Source organism: Streptomyces sp. NPDC037203 (genome assembly GCF_055605065.1).
This window is the reverse complement of the sequence record NZ_JBVJUC010000004.1, coordinates 441617-458367: the sequence shown is the minus strand read 5'-3', so window position 1 is coordinate 458367 and position 16751 is coordinate 441617. Positions and strand designations below refer to the sequence as shown.

Here is a 16751-nt window from a genome sequence, read left to right as displayed (position 1 = left end):
GGTGATCCGTCGGGTTTGAACCGGCGGCACCGCCCAAGATCACACGGACCCGAGAAGGAATTAGGATGACAAGCCGATCAAATGATTTATCCACCATTGCGGGGGATCTCCTAGACCGTTTGCCCCGGAATGTTATGGATGATCTTTACGTGGCATTACCCGTCCTTTACGAACCGTTACTCCACCCCTCCCCTTCCGGTCCGCACAGGTCTAAACCAATTTTCCCGTCGACCCTTGTCACCGGCCCCTCACGTCTGATGAGCTGTGGCCTGGGACACATCGGACACCCTCGAAAGGCGGATGTCGTGAGCAATGAGAGCCTGGCCAACCTGCTGAAGGAAGAACGCAGGTTCGCGCCCCCCGCCGACCTGGCCGCACACGCCAACGTCACGGCGGAGGCGTATGAGCAGGCCAAGGCTGACCGGCTCGGCTTCTGGGCCACCCAGGCCCGCCGACTGACCTGGGCCAAGGAACCGACCGAGACGCTGGACTGGTCGAACCCCCCGTTCGCGAAGTGGTTCAAGGACGGCGCGCTCAACGTCGCCTACAACTGCGTGGACCGGCACGTCGAGGCAGGCCACGGCGACCGCGTCGCCATCCACTTCGAGGGCGAACCCGGCGACAGCCGCGCCCTCACCTACGCCGAACTCAAGGACGAGGTCTCCCGCGCCGCCAACGCCCTCCTCCAGCTCGGCGTGCGCAAGGGCGACCGGGTCGCCGTCTACATGCCGATGATCCCCGAGACCGCCATCGCCATGCTGGCCTGCGCCCGGATCGGCGCCGCCCACTCCGTCGTCTTCGGCGGCTTCTCCGCCGACGCGCTGGCCACCCGCATCAAGGACGCCGACGCCCGCGTCGTCATCACCTCCGACGGCGGCTACCGCCGGGGCAAGCCCTCCGCCCTCAAGCCCGCCGTCGACGAGGCCGTCGAGAAGGCCGGCAACGTCGAGCACGTCCTCGTCGTCCGCCGCACCGGCCAGGACGTCGCCTGGGACGACACCCGCGACGTGTGGTGGCACGACCTCCTCGCCACCCAGCCGGCCGAGCACACCCCCGAGGCCTTCGACGCCGAACACCCCCTGTTCATCCTGTACACGTCGGGTACGACGGGGAAGCCCAAGGGCATCCTGCACACCTCCGGCGGGTATCTCACCCAGGCCGCCTACACCCACTGGGCCGTCTTCGACCTCAAGCCCGAAACCGACGTCTACTGGTGCACCGCCGACGTCGGCTGGGTGACCGGCCACTCCTACATCGTCTACGGGCCGCTGGCCAACGGCGCCACCCAGGTCATGTACGAGGGCACCCCCGACACCCCCCACCAGGGCCGCTTCTGGGAGATCGTCCAGAAGTACAAGGTGTCCATCCTCTACACCGCGCCCACCGCGATCCGCACCTTCATGAAGTGGGGAGACGACATCCCCGCCAAGTTCGACCTCGGCAGCCTGCGCGTCCTCGGCTCGGTCGGCGAACCCATCAACCCCGAGGCGTGGATCTGGTACCGCAAGCACATCGGCGCCGACCGCACCCCGGTCGTGGACACCTGGTGGCAGACCGAGACCGGCGCCATGATGATCTCGCCGCTGCCCGGTGTCACCGACGCCAAGCCCGGCTCCGCCCAGCGCCCGCTGCCCGGCATCAGCGCCACCGTCGTGGACGACGAGGCCAACGAGGTGCCCAACGGCGGTGGCGGCTACCTGGTGCTCACCGAGCCGTGGCCGTCGATGCTGCGCACCATCTGGGGCGACGACCAGCGCTTCAAGGACACCTACTGGTCCCGCTTCGAGGGCAAGTACTTCGCCGGCGACGGCGCCAAGAAGGACGAGGACGGCGACATCTGGCTCCTCGGCCGCGTGGACGACGTGATGCTGGTGTCCGGGCACAACATCTCCACCACCGAGGTCGAATCCGCCCTCGTCTCGCACCCCGCGGTCGCCGAGGCGGCGGTGGTCGGCGCCGCCGACGAGACCACCGGCCAGGCCATCGTCGCCTTCGTCATCCTGCGCGGTACGGCGTCGGCGGACGACGAATCCCTGATCGGCAGCCTCCGCGACCACGTCGGCGCCACCCTCGGCCCCATCGCCAAGCCCAAGCGGATCCTCCCCGTCGCCGAACTCCCCAAGACACGCTCCGGCAAGATCATGCGCCGCCTGCTGCGCGACGTCGCCGAGAACCGGCAGCTCGGTGACGTGACGACGCTGACCGACTCCAGCGTCATGGACCTCATCCAGTCCAAGCTCCCCGCCACCCCCAGCGAGGACTGACCCCGTACGACCGCGAAGGGGCGCCCGGCACCCGCCGGGCGCCCCTTCCGCACGTCGGGGCCCATCCGTCCCTCTCGTCTTTCCCTCGCCGGACAAGTTAGGTAAAGTAACCAAAGCGTCAAGAACTCAACAAGATCCACCCGAGGTGCGCCGGGAAGTCTGGTCGGCAGGCAAGCCGTCCTGCCCGCTCCCGGAGGTCCCCATCGTGACCGCGCCCCGCACCCCGCACCCCGCCCGCAAGGTCCTCGGACGCCTGTCCCTGCCCGAGCGGACCTACGTCGCGGACGCCCTGCGCACGGAGACCGTCGGCGGAGTGCTCCTGCTCATCGCCGCCGTCACCGCCCTGATCTGGGCGAACGTCCCGGCGCTGCGCCACAGCTACGAAGCGGTCGGCCACTTCACCTTCGGCCCCGCCGCTCTCGGCCTGGACCTCTCGGTCGCCCACTGGGCCGCCGACGGCGTCCTCGCGATCTTCTTCTTCGTCGCCGGCATCGAACTCAAACGCGAACTGGTCGCCGGCGACCTGCGCGACCCCAAGGCGGCCGTGCTCCCCGTGGTGGCCGCGCTGTGCGGCATGGCCGTGCCCGCGCTCGTCTACACCGTCACCGCCCTCACCGGCCACGGCTCCACACGGGGCTGGGCGGTGCCCACCGCCACCGACATCGCCTTCGCGCTCGCCGTCCTCGCGGTGATCGGCACCTCGCTGCCCAGCGCCCTGCGCGCCTTCCTGCTCACCCTCGCCGTCGTGGACGACCTCTTCGCGATCCTGATCATCGCGGTCTTCTTCACCGACCGGCTGAACTTCGCCGCGCTCGGCGGCGCCTTCCTCGGCCTCGCCGTCTTCTGGCTGCTGCTGCGCAAGGGCGTGCGCGGCTGGTACGTCTACGTGCCGCTCGCCCTCGTCAACTGGGCCCTGATGTACAACAGCGGCGTGCACGCCACCATCGCCGGCGTGGCCATGGGACTGATGCTGCGCTGCACCACCCGCGAGGGCGAGCAGCACTCGCCGGGCGAGCGCGTCGAGCACCTGGTGCGCCCCCTGTCGGCCGGGTTCGCGGTACCGGTGTTCGCGCTGTTCAGCGCCGGTGTGATGGTGTCCGGGCGGGCCCTGGGCGACCTGTTCACCCGGCCGGAGACCCTCGGCGTGGTGCTGGGCCTCGTCGTCGGCAAAGCGCTCGGCATCTTCGGCGGCACCTGGCTGACCGTCCGCTTCACCCGCGCCTCCCTCAGCGAGGACCTCGCCTGGGCGGACGTCTTCGCGGTGGCCTCGCTGGCCGGTATCGGCTTCACGGTCTCGCTGCTCATCGGCGAGCTGGCCTACGACGGAAACGCGCTCCTCACCGACGAGACCAAGGCCGCCGTCCTCACCGGCTCACTGATCGCCGCGGCCTGTGCCACCGTGCTGCTGAAGATACGCAACGCCAAGTACCGGCGGCTGTGCGAGGCCGAGGACCGCGACGACGACCTCGACGGCATCCCCGACATCTACGAGGAGGGCGACCCGGCGTACCACCTGCGGATGGCCGCGATCCTGGAGCGCAGGGCCGCCGAACACCGGCGGATCGCCGCCGAGCGGACGGCCGCGGCGGGTGACGGGCGTGCGGAAGTGCCGGGCGGGGCAGGCGAGGAGGGCGGCCGTCCGGCATGATCTGACGAGACGGTACAAATCAAGACGGTGCCCCTGGGGCCGGGCGGCCGCCCGCCGCGAGGTCCCGGGGACACGAGAGAACTCGTAAGGGAGACCGCGATGAGCGCACCCGACGGCAGCCCGGTCGGCGCCGAACGCAGCATCGGCCAGCTGTTCGCCTCGGCGACGACCGAATTGTCGGCGCTGGTGCACGACGAGATCGCGCTGGCCAAGGCACAGCTCAAGCAGGACGTGAAGCGCGGCGCGACCAGCGGCGGCGCGTTCTCGATGGCGGGCGCGGTCCTGGTCTTCTCCCTGCCGATGCTCAACTTCGCCCTGGCGTACGGCATCCGCACCTGGACCCACTGGAACCTGGCGGTCTGCTTCGTGCTGTCCTTCGCGGCGAACGTGCTCGTCGCCGGTCTGCTCGCGCTGATCGGCGTGGTGTTCGCGAAGAAGGCCAAGAAGGGCCGCGGCCCGCAGAAGGTCGCCGCGTCCATGAAGGAGTCGGCGAGCGTCCTCGGCAACGCCAAGCCGCACCCGCGCCCGGAGCTTCCCGAGGATCGCAGCCCCGCGGCCATCGAGGCTGTGGCACGCTCGTCCTCATGACGGACCCCGCTCCTCCCTCGCTGGTACGGATCGATCTGCCCGGACACCGGGTGATCCACCGGGACGTCGCCGCCAACGGCGCCCGCTTCCACATCGCGGAACTCGGTGACGGTCCCCTGGTGCTGCTGCTCCACGGCTTCCCGCAGTTCTGGTGGACCTGGCGGCACCAGCTGGTCGCCCTCGCGGAGGCCGGCTACCGGGCGGTGGCCATGGACCTGCGGGGCGTCGGCGGCAGCGACCGCACACCGCGCGGCTACGACCCCGCCAACCTCGCCCTGGACGTCACCGGCGTCATCCGCTCCCTCGGCGAGCCGGACGCCGCGCTCGTCGGGCACGACCTCGGCGGCTATCTGGCGTGGACGGCCGCGGCCATGCGCCCCAAGCTGGTGCGCCGGCTCGCGGTGGCGTCGATGCCGCATCCGAGGCGCTGGCGCGCGGCGATGCTGCGGGACGCCCGGCAGGCGGCCGCCAACTCCTATATCTGGGGCTTCCAGCGGCCCTGGGTCCCCGAGCGCCAACTCACCGCCGACGACGGGGAGCTGGTGGGCCGTCTGATCCGGGACTGGTCCGGGCCGCGCCCCCCGGAGGACGAGGCGGTGCGCACGTACCAGCGGGCCATGTGCATCCCCTCCACCGCGCACTGCTCCGTCGAGCCGTACCGCTGGCTGGTGCGCTCCCTGGCCCGCCCGGACGGCGTGCAGTTCTACCGCAGGATGAAGCGGCCGGTGCGGGTGCCCACGCTGCATCTGCACGGTTCACTCGATCCGGTGAGCCGGACACGCAGCGCCGCCGGTTCCGGGGAGTACGTCGAAGCGCCGTACCGCTGGCGGCTGTTCGACGGACTCGGCCATTTCCCGCACGAGGAGGACCCGGTGACGTTCTCGACGGAGCTGGTCAACTGGCTGAAGGACCCCGAGCCCGACCGGTGACGACGCGGCGGCGGAACCGATGCGGGCGGTGTCCGGTTCCCCGCCACTTGTCACCCGTTCGGCCACATGCCCGCCGCATACGCCAATTGGCCGCCGTCCAAGCGGTTATCGACCTTGGGCCGGGGGCACACGCAGGGGTATGGGCTGGACGCACGACTACAGTGACGCACCCCGCAACCGCCGCTCGGCCACGGGCCTGAGCACGCCTCAGCGAGGCACTCCGCAACTCGCGGAGGGCGAACTGCGGGTGGGGATCCCGCGCATCCTGCGCCGCCGGGCCCGCTGGGTCTCGGTGCGCCTGCGTCACCCGCGCAACTGAACCGCCGCCTTGCGGCTCACAGCGCGCAGCTGTCCGTACCCACCTGTTCGTTCGCCGTGCGACCGCGGGCGATGTCCGGCCGGATCTCGTCCGCCGTCAGCGCGTAGCCGGTCTCGGCGTCGTCCAGGGACTTGGCGAACACCACCCCGTAGACCCTGCCCTCCGGGGTGAGCAGGGGCCCGCCGGAGTTTCCCTGGCGGACGGTCGCGTACAGCGAGTACACATCGCGGCGCACGCTGCCGCGGTGGTAGATGTCCGGGCCGTTGACCGAGATGCGCCCCCGCACCCGCGCGGCCCGCACGTCGTACGCGCCGTTCTCCGGGAAGCCGGCCACGATCGCGCCGTCGCCCCCGGCCGCGTCCGGCGCGGAGAACTTCAGCGCGTCCGCCTTCAGGTCCGGTACGTCGAGTACCGCGATGTCGCGCTTCCAGTCGTACAGCACCACCTTGGCGTCGTACCGCCGGCCGACCCCGCCTATCTGCACCGTCGGCGCGTCCACCCCGCCGACGACGTGTGCGTTGGTCATCACCCGGCGGTCGGCGAAGACGAAGCCGGTGCCCTCCAGGACCTTGCCGCAGCTCTGCGCGGTGCCGGTGACCTTGACGATGGAGCGCTGGGCGCGGGTGGCGACCGGACTGCCGGCGAGGGCCGGGTCCGGCGGCTGGACATCCTTGATCGGCTCGTTGGAGAACGGGCTGAAGACCTGCGGGAAGCCGTTCTGCGCGAGGACGGAGGAGAAGTCCGCGAACCAGCCGCCGGCCCGCGCGGGCAGTGCGCGGGAGACCCCGAGCAGCACCTTGGAGCCGCGCACCTGCTTGCCCAGGGTGGGCAGGGTGGTGCCGGCCAGGGCGGAGCCGATCAGCCAGGCGACCAGGAGCATCGCCACCACGTTGACCAGGGCGCCGCCGGTGGCGTCCAGGGCGCGGGCCGGGGACCAGGTGATGTGCTTGCGCAGTTTGTTGCCGAGGTGGGTGGTCAGGGCCTGGCCGACGGAGGCGCAGACGATGACGACGACCACGGCGGCGACGGCGGCGGTGGTGTTCACCTCCGCGTTGCCGGTCGCCGCGTCCCAGACGACGGGCAGCGCGTACACCGCCGCGAGGCCGCCGCCGAGGAACCCGATCACCGACAGGATGCCCACGACGAAGCCCTGGCGGTAGCCCACGACCGCGAACCACACGGCCGCGACCAGCAACAGGATGTCCAGCACGTTCACCGCTTCAGGCCCTCGCCTACTCCATTCCGCTTCCCGCGGCACGGACGAGGTGTCCGGCCCGACCCCTTGGGGACGGAGGGACCCTGCGTCCCCGGGAAAGAGACAGCACGGGGATCACCCTGTCATGAGCTCCAGTCGAGCGGGGCCAGCTTCTCCCGGTCCCAGGGGCGCTCCCAGCCCGCGTAGTGCAGCAGCCGGTCGATCACCCCGGCCGTGAAACCCCACACAAGGGCCGATTCGACCTGGAATGCCGGGCCCCGGAATCCGCTGGGGTGGACGACGGTGACGCGGTTGGCGGGGTCCGTGAGATCCGCCACGGGGACGGTGAAGACCCGCGCCGTCTCGTTCGGGTCCACCGCGCCGACCGGGCTGGGCTCGCGCCACCAGCCGAGGACCGGTGTGACGACGAAGCGGCTGACCGGGATGTACAGCCGGGGCAGCACGGCGAACGGCTGCACCCCGCGGGGGTCGAGCCCGGTCTCCTCCTCGGCCTCGCGCAGGGCGGCGCGCAGCGGGCCCTCGCCGAGCGGATCGCCGTCCTCGGGGTCGAGGGAGCCGCCGGGGAAGGACGGCTGGCCCGCGTGCGAGCGCAGCGTGCCGGCGCGCTCCATCAGCAGCAGCTCGGGGCCGCGCTCGCCCTCGCCGAACAGGATGAGCACGGCGGACTGGCGGCCCTCGCCGTTCTCCGGCGGCAGGAAGCGGCTGAGCTGGAGGGGTTCGATGGTCTCGGCGGCGCGGGCCACCGGGGTCAGCCAGTCCGGCAGTCCCCGGCCGTCCAGCGCCACCACGTCGCGTCGTGCCTCGCCGGCCCGCGTCATCGCCCACCCCCGTCGCTCTGTGTCGTCCAACGCCGCGGGCGCCGGGTTCGTTCCGTCACGCGGCCCCCAGCGGCGGCGCGGGCCTGCCGCCCGCGTCCAGGTAGGCCTGCGGCGGGTTGAGCCGCTGGCCGGGCAGGCCGCCCTTCTCGTACTTCAGCAGCTTCTTCGCCTTCTCCGGGTCGGTCTCGCCCTCGCCGTAGGCCGGGCAGAGCGGGGCGATCGGGCAGGCGCCGCAGGCGGGCTTGCGGGCGTGGCAGATGCGCCGGCCGTGCCAGATGACGTGGTGGGACAGGTCGGTCCAGTCGCTCTTGGGGAACAGCGCGCCGACCGCGGCCTCGATCTTGTCCGGGTCGCTCTCCTCGGTCCAGCGCCAGCGCCGTACCAGCCGCTGGAAGTGGGTGTCCACGGTGATGCCGGGGCGCCCGAAGGCGTTGCCGAGCACCACGAAGGCGGTCTTGCGGCCGACGCCGGGCAGCTTGACCAGGTCCTCCAGCCTTCCGGGCACCTCGCCGCCGAAGTCCTCCACCAGCGCCTTGGAGAGCCCTATGACCGACCTGGTCTTGGCCCGGAAGAAGCCGCAGGGGCGCAGGATCTCCTCGACCTCCTCCGGGTTGGCGGCTGCCAGGTCCTCGGGGGTGGGATAGCGGGCGAAGAGGCCGGGGGTCGTCTGGTTGACGCGCAGGTCGGTGGTCTGGGCGGACAGGACCGTCGCGACCAGCAGCTGGAAGGGGTTCTCGAAGTCCAGTTCCGGGTGCGCGTACGGGTACACCTCGGCCAGCTCGCGGTTGATCCGGCGGGCCCGGCGGACCAGGGCGGTCCGGGACTCCTTGCCGGGCGGCTCGACGGCGACCTTCCTGGCGGGCGCGGCCTTCTTCACCGCGACCGCTCCATCGGCGGCCACGGCCTTCTCCGCGGGGCCGGCCTTCCTGCCCGAGACGGCCTTCGCCGGAGCCGCCTTCTTCACCGGAGCGGCCTTCTTCGCCGGGGCCGCCTTCTTCGCGGAAGGTGTCTTCGCGGCAGATCCGGCCTCCCCGGCAGATCCCGTCTTCCCTGCCGAACCCGCCTCTTCCGCCATATCCGCCTTTTTTCTACTTTTCTTACTGCCGTCGGGGCCCTGTTCGCCCACAGCGGAATCGCGACGTACAGCCACCCGCTAAGCCCCCTTGGCCTGTGCTCTCACCGGCGATTTGGACACCCGGCCAGCCTAGAGCCCGGCACCGGCATCCGCCCCGGACCCCGAAGATCGGCGCCCGATTGGACCCCTGACGCTTACCCCGGCACACCCGTGCGGCATCCTTGTGACAGATCACACTGTTTGGACCGTCCGGCAAAATGAGAACACGGTCCCTGGCACGCAGGGGAGCAAGATCCCCTGAGCAGGTCGACAAGGAGAGAACTCGTGGACGACGTTCTGCGGCGCAACCCGCTTTTCGCGGCGCTCGACGATGAGCAGGCCGCGGAGCTTCGCGCCTCGATGAGCGAGGTCACCCTCGCTCGCGGCGACTCCCTGTTCCACGAGGGCGACCCGGGCGACCGCCTGTACGTCGTCACCGAGGGCAAGGTCAAGCTGCACCGCACCTCCCCCGACGGCCGCGAGAACATGCTCGCCGTCGTCGGTCCCGGCGAGCTGATCGGCGAGCTGTCGCTGTTCGATCCGGGCCCGCGCACGGCCACCGCGACCGCGCTGACCGAGGTCAAGCTGCTCGGCCTCGGCCACGGCGACCTCCAGCCCTGGCTGAACGCCCGCCCCGAGGTGGCCGGCGCCCTGCTGCGCGCCGTCGCCCGCCGACTGCGCAAGACCAACGACGCCATGTCCGACCTGGTCTTCTCCGATGTCCCCGGCCGTGTGGCGCGCGCCCTGCTCGACCTGTCGCGCCGCTTCGGCGTGCAGTCCGAAGAGGGCATCCACGTCGTCCACGACCTCACCCAGGAGGAGCTGGCCCAGCTGGTCGGCGCCTCCCGCGAGACCGTCAACAAGGCCCTGGCCGACTTCGCCCAGCGCGGCTGGCTGCGCCTGGAGGCGCGCGCGGTCATCCTGCTGGACGTGGAGCGGCTGGCCAAGCGTTCGCGCTGACGCGCGGCCCTTCTCCGGTACGGCGTCCAGGGCGCGGCTCCGCGGGAGCCGCGCCCTGAGCCGTCCCTCCCGCGAAAAACCGGCTGCCCCGTTCCGGCGCGCCCGGCACAGTGGGCCCATGCCCGAACCGCCCCGCCCCCACGGCCTCGCCCCCGACGGCTGCTTCGTCCGCGAGGGCTCCCTCGCGCGCGTGCCCGACTCCTTCCGGCCGGTCGTGGCCGCCGTACGGGAGCGGTTGCCGCAGCTCCTCGGGACCCGGTTGGACGGGGCGTACCTCTACGGGTCGATCCCCCGCGGCACCGCGCGCGCCGGCCGCAGCGACCTGGACCTGTTCGTCGTCCTGCGCGCCGAACCGGCCGCCGCCGACCGGGCCGGCGTCCAGGCCCTCGGCGAGGCCCTGGACCGCGAGTTTCCGCAGATCGACGGTGTCGGGACGCTGCTGTACGGCCGGGAGCGGCTGCTCGGCCCGGCGGAGCGGTACGACCTGGGCTGGTTCCTGGCGTGCCTGTGCACCCCGCTGCTCGGCAACGACCTGGCCGAGCTGCTGCCCCGCTACCGTCCCGGCTCCCTGCTGGCCCGCGAGACCAACGGCGACCTCGCCCGGCTGCTGCCCCGCTGGCGCGAACGGATCGCGGCCGCCGGGGACGACCAGGCGGCCCTGCGCCGCCTGGTGCGCTTCACCTCCCGCCACCTGGTCCGCACGGGATTCACCCTCGTCATGACCCGCTGGAACGGCTGGACGAGCGATCTGGACGAGATGGCCGAGGTCTGCGCGGCCTACTACCCCGAGCGGGCCCCGCAGCTGCGCGAGGCGGCCCGGTACGGCCAGGAGCCCGTCGCCGACCGGGGCGTGCTGCGCCGCCACGTGGACGACCTGGGCCCCTGGCTCGCCGCCGAGTACGCGCGGGTGCACGGCGTGAAGGCCCCGCGCCCCGAGGACGCCCCTTAGAGCCTCTCGTTCGGATCGTGCCGGGCCGTACCGCCTCAGATCAGGCCGTGCTCGCCGAGGTACTCCAGCTGGGCCCGCACGGACAGCTCCGCCGCCGGCCACAGGGAGCGGTCGACGTCGGCGTAGACATGCGCGACGACCTCGGCCGCGGTGCGGTGGCCGTTCTCGACGGCCGTCTCCACCTGGGCGAGCCGGTTGGCGCGGTGGGCCAGGTAGAACTCCACGGCGCCCCGGGCGTCCTCCAGGACCGGACCGTGGCCCGGCAGGACGGTGTGCACGCCGTCGTCCACCGTGAGGGAGCGCAGGCGGCGCAGGGAGTCCAGATAGTCGCCGAGGCGTCCGTCGGGGTGCGCCACCATCGTCGTACCGCGTCCGAGGACGGTATCGCCGGTCAGCACCGCCCGGTCGGCCGGGAGGTGGAAGGACAGCGAGTCCGAGGTGTGGCCGGGGGTCGGTACGACCCTCAGTTCGAGCCCCCCGATGGTGATCACGTCGCCCGCGGCCAGCCCCTCGTCGCCGAGGCGGAGCGCCGGGTCCAGGGCGCGCACCCGGCTGCCGGTCAGCTCCGCGAGCCGGCCCGCGCCCTCGGCGTGGTCCTCGTGGCCGTGGGTGAGCAGGGTCAGGGCTATCCGCCGGCCGGCCTTCTCCGCCGTGTCCACGACCGCGCGCAGATGGCCCTCGTCCAGCGGCCCCGGATCGATCACCACGGCCAGGTCGGAGTCCGGCTCGGCGACGATCCAGGTGTTGGTGCCGTCCAGGGTCATGGCGGAGGGGTTGGGCGCGAGGACGTTGACGGCCCGCGCCGTGGCGGGTCCCGAGCCGGCCAGGCCCCTGGGCTGGCCGGGCAGCGCGCTCGCGTCGGTCATGCGCGGCCTCCCGCGGTCGCGTCGGCGGGCGCGGCGCCCGTCGGGACGTGCTTGGTGAACTCCTCGTGCCCCGGCCAGGACAGCACGATCTCGCCGTCCTGGAGCCGGGCGGTCGCCTGCACCGGGGTCAGATCGCGTGCCGCGGCGGCCGCGAGCGCCCCGGCGGCGGTGTCGTACGGCAGGAGTTCGCGCAGCGCGGCGATGGTGGGCGGCATCATCAGCAGCTCGCCCCGGTCGTACCCGGCGGCGGCCTCGGCCGGGCGGATCCACACCGTGCGGTCGGCCTCCGTGGAGGCGTTCCGGGTGCGCTGCCCCTGTGGGAGGACGGCCGCGAAGAACCAGGTGTCGTAGCGGCGCGCCTCGAACTCCGGGGTGATCCAGCGCGCCCAGGCGCCCAGCAGGTCCGAGCGCAGCACCAGGCCGCGCCGGTGCAGGAACTCGGCGAAGGACTGCTCACGCGCGACCAGGGCGGCGCGGTCCGCCTCCCAGTCGTCGCCCGTGGTGTCGCCGACGACGGTGTCCGGATCGGGTCCGGCGAGCAGGACGCCCGCCTCCTCGTACGTCTCCCGGACCGCCGCGCAGACGATCGCCTGGGCGCCGGCCTCGTCCACCCCGAGCCGCCCGGCCCACGACGCGCGCGAGGGGCCGGCCCAGCGGATCCGCGTGTCGTCGTCGCGCGGGTCGACACCGCCGCCGGGATACGCGTACGCGCCTCCGGCGAAGGCCATGGAGGCGCGTCTGCGCAGCATGTGGACGGCCGGTCCGGCCTCGGTGTCCTTCAGCAGGAGCACCGTCGCCGCACGCCGGGGAGACACCGGGGTGAGGGTGCCGTCCGCGAGCGCGCGGATGCGGTCCGGCCACTCCGGGGGGTACCACTGACCGTTCGCCATGGCCGGAGGCTATCTGGTGTAGGGCGAATGTTCGAGAGGTGCCGGAGGTGCGACGAGCCAGGGTCTTCCGTTCGGATCAGGCCGGATCAGGGAGCGGTGCCAGGGCCCGCGAGCCCGGCACGATCCAAACGGGAGGCCCTAGGGAACCAGCTCGACCTGGATCTCGACCTCGACCGGCGCGTCCATCGGGAGCACCGCGACGCCGACCGCGCTGCGGGCGTGCACGCCCTTGTCGCCGAGGACCTCGCCGAGCAGCTCGCTGGCGCCGTTGATCACACCGGGCTGGCCGGTGAAGTCGGCTGCGGAGGCGACGAACCCGGTGACCTTGACCACGCGCGCGATCCGGTCCAGGTCGCCGGCCACGGACTTCACGGCCGCCAGTGCGTTCAGCGCGCAGGTGCGGGCCAGGTCCTTGGCCTCGTCGGCCGTGACCTCGGCGCCCACCTTGCCGGTGACGGGCAGCTTGCCCTCGACCATCGGCAGCTGGCCCGCGGTGTACACGTAGGCACCGGACCGCACGGCCGGCTGGTAGGCGGCCAGCGGCGGTACGACCTCCGGCAGGCTCAGGCCCAGGGAGGCGAGCTTCTCCTCGACCGCGCTCATGCCTGCTTCTCCCGCTTCAGGTAGGCGACCAGCTGCTCGGGGTTCGGGCCGGGCACGACCTGGACGAGCTCCCAGCCGTCCTCGCCCCAGTTGTCCAGAATCTGCTTCGTGGCATGGACGAGCAGCGGCACGGTTGAGTATTCCCACTTGGTCATGGGCCGACTGTATCCGCTGTGACCGATCACTCCCTCGCGGTCTCCCCGTTATCCACAGCCTCCCGCGTGACGGTCGGCCGGACTGGTTAGTCTCGAAGACGTGAGCAGGCTCCAGGTCGTCAGCGGCAAGGGCGGGACCGGAAAGACGACGGTCGCCGCCGCACTCGCGCTGGCCCTCGCGACCGAGGGGAAGCGGACGCTTCTCGTGGAGGTCGAGGGCCGGCAGGGCATCGCCCAACTCTTCGAGACGGAGGCGTTGCCGTACGAGGAGCGGAAGATCGCGGTCGCCCCCGGCGGCGGGGAGGTGTACGCGCTCGCCATAGACCCCGAACTGGCCCTTCTGGACTATCTCCAGATGTTCTACAAACTCGGCGGCGCGGGCAGAGCCCTGAAGAAGCTGGGCGCCATCGACTTCGCCACCACCATCGCGCCCGGCATCCGGGACGTCCTGCTCACCGGCAAGGCGTGCGAGGCGGTGCGCCGCAAGGACCGCCGCGGCCGGTTCGTCTACGACTACGTGGTCATGGACGCGCCCCCGACCGGCCGCGTCACCCGCTTCCTCAATGTCAACGACGAGGTGGCGGGCCTGGCGAAGATCGGCCCGATACACAATCAGGCACAGGCCGTGATGCGGGTCCTCAAGTCGCCGGAGACGGCGGTGCACCTGGTGACGCTGCTGGAGGAGATGCCGGTCCAGGAGACCGCCGACGGCATCGCGGAACTGCGATCGGCGCGGCTGCCGGTGGGCCGGGTCATCGTGAACATGGTGCGGCCCGAGGTGTTGGACGCCGCGGACCTGGAACTCGTCCGGACGGTCGACCATTCCGCCGTGGCCCGGTCCCTGTCGGCCGCCGGCCTCGGTGGCGCGCGGCGCGGCGGGAACGCGGAGAAGCTGGTGGACCCGCTGCTGGCCCAGGCCGCGGAGTACGCCGTGCGCCACGCCCTGGAGCAGGAGCAGCGCGGCGTACTCGGCGAGCTGGGCCTGCCCCTGCACGAACTTCCCCTGCTCGCCGAGGGAATGGACCTGGCGGGTCTGTACGAACTCGCCGCCGAGCTGCGCGACCAGGAGGTGTCATGACAGCCGAGGAGCAGGGCGCGGCCGCGGGTCGCAAGGCGGCGGCCGGGGGCCGGGGCGGAAGCCGCGAGGGGTCCGGGGGGCGTGCCGAGCCCGAGGGGCGCGGTACGGCGCAGGGGCGGGGCGAGCCCGAGGGACGTGGCGGGGCGGAGGGGCAGGAGGCGGCGGCCCGGCGGCTGGCGTCCTCGCGGGTGCTCGACGTCGACGCGCTCCTCGACGACCCGAGGACGCGCATCGTGGTGTGCTGCGGTTCCGGCGGCGTCGGCAAGACGACCACCGCGGCCGCCCTGGGCCTGCGCGCGGCCGAGCGGGGCCGCAAGGTCGTCGTCCTCACCATCGACCCGGCCCGCAGGCTGGCCCAGTCGATGGGCATCGACTCCCTCGACAACGTGCCCCGCCGGGTCAAGGGCACCGACGGCGACGGCGAACTGCACGCCATGATGCTCGACATGAAGCGCACCTTCGACGAGGTCGTGGAGGCGCACGCGGACCGCGAGCGGGCGGCCGCGATCCTGGCGAACCCCTTCTACCAGTCGCTCTCGGCGGGCTTCGCGGGCACGCAGGAGTACATGGCGATGGAGAAGCTGGGCCAGCTGCGGGCGCGGGACGAATGGGACCTGATCGTGGTCGACACCCCGCCCTCCCGCTCGGCCCTGGACTTCCTGGACGCCCCCAAGCGGCTCGGCTCCTTCCTGGACGGCCGGCTGATCCGCCTGCTCACCGCCCCCGCCAAGCTGGGCGGCCGCGCCGGCATGGCGTTCCTGAACGTGGGGATGTCGATGATGACCGGCACCCTGGGCAAGCTGCTCGGCGGCCAACTCCTCAAGGACGTCCAGACGTTCGTGTCCGCGATGGACACCACCTTCGGCGGCTTCCGCACCCGCGCGGACGCCACGTACAAGCTGCTCCAGGCGCCCGGCACCGCGTTCCTGGTGGTGGCGGCCCCGGAGCGGGACGCGCTGCGCGAGGCCGCGTACTTCGTGGAGCGGCTGGCTGCGGAGGACATGCCGCTGGTGGGTCTGGTGCTCAACCGGGTGCACGGCAGCGGCGCGGGCCGGCTGTCGGCCGAGCGGGCGCTCGACGCCGCGGAAAATCTTGCGGACCCCGGCATTGTGGATCAGGGGGACGGGAAAGCTGGACTTCGTAACTCTCCCGACACGTACGGCAGTTCACCATCTCCCGCACCCGATGCCGCATCCGGGGCGGCAGCCGGTGCCGACGCTCCCGACGCTTCCCCCGGAGGTTCCCCCACCGACGAGGAACGTTCCGTCGACCGGCTCGCCGCGGGCCTGCTGAGACTGCACGCGGAACGCATGCATCTCCTGGCGCGCGAGCAGCGCACGCGGGACCGTTTCACCGCCCGCCACCCCGAGGTGGCGGTGGTCGACGTACCCGCGCTGCCCGGCGATGTGCACGACCTCACGGGCCTGCGCGACATCGGCGACCGGCTCGCGGCGGGCGCGCTCACGGACCGCCCGGCGGAACCGTCGTAGCACCGGACCCGTCGCGACCCGGCCGGAAGCCGGGCACCGTGAGGACAAGCCGGGCATCGCGAGGGCAAGGGGAGCCGGGGCCGTCCGGGGGCTCTCGGCCGAACCCCGGAGGTGCCGGACGGATGCCCGCTAGCTGACGGCCGCGTAGTTCTCGTACACCTCGTCGCTGTCGAGGCGTACGAACCCGGTGCCGCGCTCGTACTCCGAGCGGGCGGTCTCCAGCAGCCTGCGCCAGGAGGTCACGGTGGGCCGGCGGCGCAGCAGTGCGCGGCGCTCCCGCTCCGTCATGCCTCCCCACACGCCGAACTCGACGCGATTGTCCAGCGCGTCCGCCAGGCACTCGGTGCGTACCGGACATCCGGTGCACACCGCCTTGGCTCTGTTCTGCGCTGCTCCTTGAACGAACAGTTCATCCGGATCGGTAGTGCGGCAGGCAGCCTGCGCACTCCAGTCGGTTACCCAGCCCATACCGGCGCCGTCCTCTCCCGAATCGAGGCTCCCCCACGGCGGCAGCGGCATATTCACCGCCGCCAGTTGAGGACGTTACGGAAGGTGGGCACAGCGCAACACCCCCGTCGGGCCCAATCTTGAATGGCCCGAACGGACTATGGGTAAGCGGCAGATCACCCGCGGGAGTGAGCTGGCGACATATGCGACTGTCCCGGCAAACCAGGACAGCTACGGTGCGCCACAGCGGGCACCGGGTGACACACGAGGCGCAAACGGACACGTCTCGGGGCGCGGCGCGGGGGGTTCGCGACGGTTCCGGGCGCCGGAGCGAGTGGTGCGGGCCGTACGGCTGTGACAGTTGGGAGCAGCTTAGGCCAAGGGCTGCGCGCCTGTCCGGGAAATGGAAACGTAGGC

17 protein-coding genes are annotated in these 16751 nt (G+C 72.0%); 9 read left to right on the top strand and 8 right to left on the bottom strand.

Going from position 1 to position 16751, the window contains the following annotated elements; genetic code table 11:
- The first annotated feature begins 305 nt into the window (after window positions 1–305).
- The 5 genes from acs to ACZ7EC_RS15420 all read left to right on the top strand — a co-directional run bounded on the left by acs (window position 306) and on the right by ACZ7EC_RS15420 (window position 5748).
- Window positions 306–2264 (top strand): acetate--CoA ligase, encoded by a 1959-nt coding sequence (gene acs, locus ACZ7EC_RS15440; protein WP_471062714.1) that lies wholly within the window; start codon window positions 306–308, stop codon window positions 2262–2264.
- 205 nt (window positions 2265–2469) lie between these two features.
- Window positions 2470–3912 carry a Na+/H+ antiporter NhaA gene (gene nhaA, locus ACZ7EC_RS15435; protein ID WP_471062712.1) on the top strand — a complete coding sequence of 481 codons (1443 nt, stop codon included), beginning with the start codon at window positions 2470–2472 and terminating at the stop codon, window positions 3910–3912.
- 99 nt (window positions 3913–4011) lie between these two features.
- Window positions 4012–4500: a phage holin family protein gene (locus tag ACZ7EC_RS15430; protein WP_471062711.1), complete on the top strand. Its 489-nt coding sequence runs from the start codon at window positions 4012–4014 to the stop codon at window positions 4498–4500.
- Window positions 4497–5429: an alpha/beta fold hydrolase gene (locus ACZ7EC_RS15425; RefSeq protein WP_471062709.1), complete on the top strand. Its 933-nt coding sequence runs from the start codon at window positions 4497–4499 to the stop codon at window positions 5427–5429. Before ACZ7EC_RS15430 ends, ACZ7EC_RS15425 begins: the two co-directional genes overlap by 4 nt.
- Before the next feature lie 139 nt (window positions 5430–5568).
- The gene (locus ACZ7EC_RS15420) at window positions 5569–5748 is read left to right on the top strand and encodes a hypothetical protein (RefSeq protein ID WP_079174927.1); all 180 of its coding nucleotides are present in this window, start codon (window positions 5569–5571) and stop codon (window positions 5746–5748) included.
- Between the two features lie 16 nt (window positions 5749–5764).
- On the opposite strand, the gene ACZ7EC_RS15415 is transcribed toward ACZ7EC_RS15420, so the two are convergent.
- The 3 genes from ACZ7EC_RS15415 to nth form a co-directional block, all read right to left on the bottom strand.
- Complete coding sequence (locus ACZ7EC_RS15415; protein ID WP_471062707.1) at window positions 5765–6964, bottom strand: MarP family serine protease; 1200 nt, start codon at window positions 6962–6964, stop codon at window positions 5765–5767.
- Window positions 6965–7086: 122 nt separating this feature from the next.
- Window positions 7087–7782 carry an NUDIX hydrolase gene (locus ACZ7EC_RS15410; protein WP_397984781.1) on the bottom strand — a complete coding sequence of 232 codons (696 nt, stop codon included), beginning with the start codon at window positions 7780–7782 and terminating at the stop codon, window positions 7087–7089.
- A gap of 55 nt (window positions 7783–7837) precedes the next feature.
- A complete protein-coding gene (gene nth, locus ACZ7EC_RS15405) occupies window positions 7838–8857 on the bottom strand; it encodes an endonuclease III (RefSeq protein ID WP_471062704.1) in 1020 nt (339 codons plus the stop codon).
- 324 nt (window positions 8858–9181) lie between these two features.
- Between nth and ACZ7EC_RS15400 the strand changes: the two genes are divergently transcribed.
- Together ACZ7EC_RS15400 and ACZ7EC_RS15395 are read left to right on the top strand one after the other, a co-directional pair.
- On the top strand, window positions 9182–9856 hold the full coding sequence (locus ACZ7EC_RS15400; RefSeq protein ID WP_014674022.1) for a Crp/Fnr family transcriptional regulator: 675 nt from the start codon (window positions 9182–9184) through the stop codon (window positions 9854–9856).
- A gap of 118 nt (window positions 9857–9974) precedes the next feature.
- Window positions 9975–10805 carry a nucleotidyltransferase domain-containing protein gene (locus ACZ7EC_RS15395; protein ID WP_471062703.1) on the top strand — a complete coding sequence of 277 codons (831 nt, stop codon included), beginning with the start codon at window positions 9975–9977 and terminating at the stop codon, window positions 10803–10805.
- Between the two features lie 35 nt (window positions 10806–10840).
- Here ACZ7EC_RS15395 and ACZ7EC_RS15390 read toward each other — a convergent pair whose 3' ends face one another.
- The 4 genes from ACZ7EC_RS15390 to ACZ7EC_RS15375 all read right to left on the bottom strand — a co-directional run bounded on the left by ACZ7EC_RS15390 (window position 10841) and on the right by ACZ7EC_RS15375 (window position 13319).
- On the bottom strand, window positions 10841–11671 hold the full coding sequence (locus tag ACZ7EC_RS15390; RefSeq protein ID WP_471062701.1) for an MBL fold metallo-hydrolase: 831 nt from the start codon (window positions 11669–11671) through the stop codon (window positions 10841–10843).
- Window positions 11668–12561: an NUDIX hydrolase gene (locus tag ACZ7EC_RS15385; protein ID WP_471062699.1), complete on the bottom strand. Its 894-nt coding sequence runs from the start codon at window positions 12559–12561 to the stop codon at window positions 11668–11670. The genes ACZ7EC_RS15390 and ACZ7EC_RS15385 overlap by 4 nt, the downstream gene beginning before the upstream one ends.
- Window positions 12562–12699: 138 nt before the next feature.
- Window positions 12700–13164 carry a RidA family protein gene (locus tag ACZ7EC_RS15380; RefSeq protein WP_471062697.1) on the bottom strand — a complete coding sequence of 155 codons (465 nt, stop codon included), beginning with the start codon at window positions 13162–13164 and terminating at the stop codon, window positions 12700–12702.
- Window positions 13161–13319, bottom strand: a complete 159-nt coding sequence (locus ACZ7EC_RS15375; RefSeq protein ID WP_018547934.1) for a DUF4177 domain-containing protein — start codon at window positions 13317–13319, stop codon at window positions 13161–13163. Before ACZ7EC_RS15375 ends, ACZ7EC_RS15380 begins: the two co-directional genes overlap by 4 nt.
- 100 nt (window positions 13320–13419) lie before the next feature.
- Between ACZ7EC_RS15375 and bagA the strand changes: the two genes are divergently transcribed.
- Together bagA and bagB are read left to right on the top strand one after the other, a co-directional pair.
- Window positions 13420–14397, top strand: coding sequence for an ATPase BagA (gene bagA, locus ACZ7EC_RS15370; RefSeq protein ID WP_471062696.1), 978 nt, complete (start codon window positions 13420–13422; stop codon window positions 14395–14397).
- Complete coding sequence (bagB, locus tag ACZ7EC_RS15365; RefSeq protein WP_471062695.1) at window positions 14394–15887, top strand: ATPase BagB; 1494 nt, start codon at window positions 14394–14396, stop codon at window positions 15885–15887. Before bagA ends, bagB begins: the two co-directional genes overlap by 4 nt.
- A 129-nt stretch (window positions 15888–16016) precedes the next feature.
- Here the strand turns inward: bagB and wblA are convergent, their stop codons facing one another.
- Entirely contained in the window at window positions 16017–16355 is a 339-nt protein-coding gene (gene wblA, locus ACZ7EC_RS15360) for a transcriptional regulator WblA (RefSeq protein WP_366669404.1), read from the bottom strand.
- Between the last annotated feature and the right edge of the window lie 396 nt (window positions 16356–16751).

Excerpts from the sequence above, each read along its gene's own strand:
- ACZ7EC_RS15385 (WP_471062699.1), bottom strand. The coding sequence starts at position 12,561 with ATGGCGAACGGTCAGTGGTACCCCCCGGAGTGGCCGGACCGCATCCGC.
- bagB (WP_471062695.1), top strand. The coding sequence starts at position 14,394 with ATGACAGCCGAGGAGCAGGGCGCGGCCGCGGGTCGCAAGGCGGCGGCC.
- ACZ7EC_RS15425 (WP_471062709.1), top strand. The coding sequence starts at position 4,497 with ATGACGGACCCCGCTCCTCCCTCGCTGGTACGGATCGATCTGCCCGGA.
- wblA (WP_366669404.1), bottom strand. The coding sequence starts at position 16,355 with ATGGGCTGGGTAACCGACTGGAGTGCGCAGGCTGCCTGCCGCACTACC.
- ACZ7EC_RS15430 (WP_471062711.1), top strand. The coding sequence starts at position 4,012 with ATGAGCGCACCCGACGGCAGCCCGGTCGGCGCCGAACGCAGCATCGGC.
- ACZ7EC_RS15375 (WP_018547934.1), bottom strand. The coding sequence starts at position 13,319 with ATGACCAAGTGGGAATACTCAACCGTGCCGCTGCTCGTCCATGCCACG.
- ACZ7EC_RS15410 (WP_397984781.1), bottom strand. The coding sequence starts at position 7,782 with ATGACGCGGGCCGGCGAGGCACGACGCGACGTGGTGGCGCTGGACGGC.
- ACZ7EC_RS15420 (WP_079174927.1), top strand. The coding sequence starts at position 5,569 with ATGGGCTGGACGCACGACTACAGTGACGCACCCCGCAACCGCCGCTCG.
- ACZ7EC_RS15395 (WP_471062703.1), top strand. The coding sequence starts at position 9,975 with ATGCCCGAACCGCCCCGCCCCCACGGCCTCGCCCCCGACGGCTGCTTC.
- ACZ7EC_RS15390 (WP_471062701.1), bottom strand. The coding sequence starts at position 11,671 with ATGACCGACGCGAGCGCGCTGCCCGGCCAGCCCAGGGGCCTGGCCGGC.
- nth (WP_471062704.1), bottom strand. The coding sequence starts at position 8,857 with ATGGCGGAAGAGGCGGGTTCGGCAGGGAAGACGGGATCTGCCGGGGAG.
- ACZ7EC_RS15380 (WP_471062697.1), bottom strand. The coding sequence starts at position 13,164 with ATGAGCGCGGTCGAGGAGAAGCTCGCCTCCCTGGGCCTGAGCCTGCCG.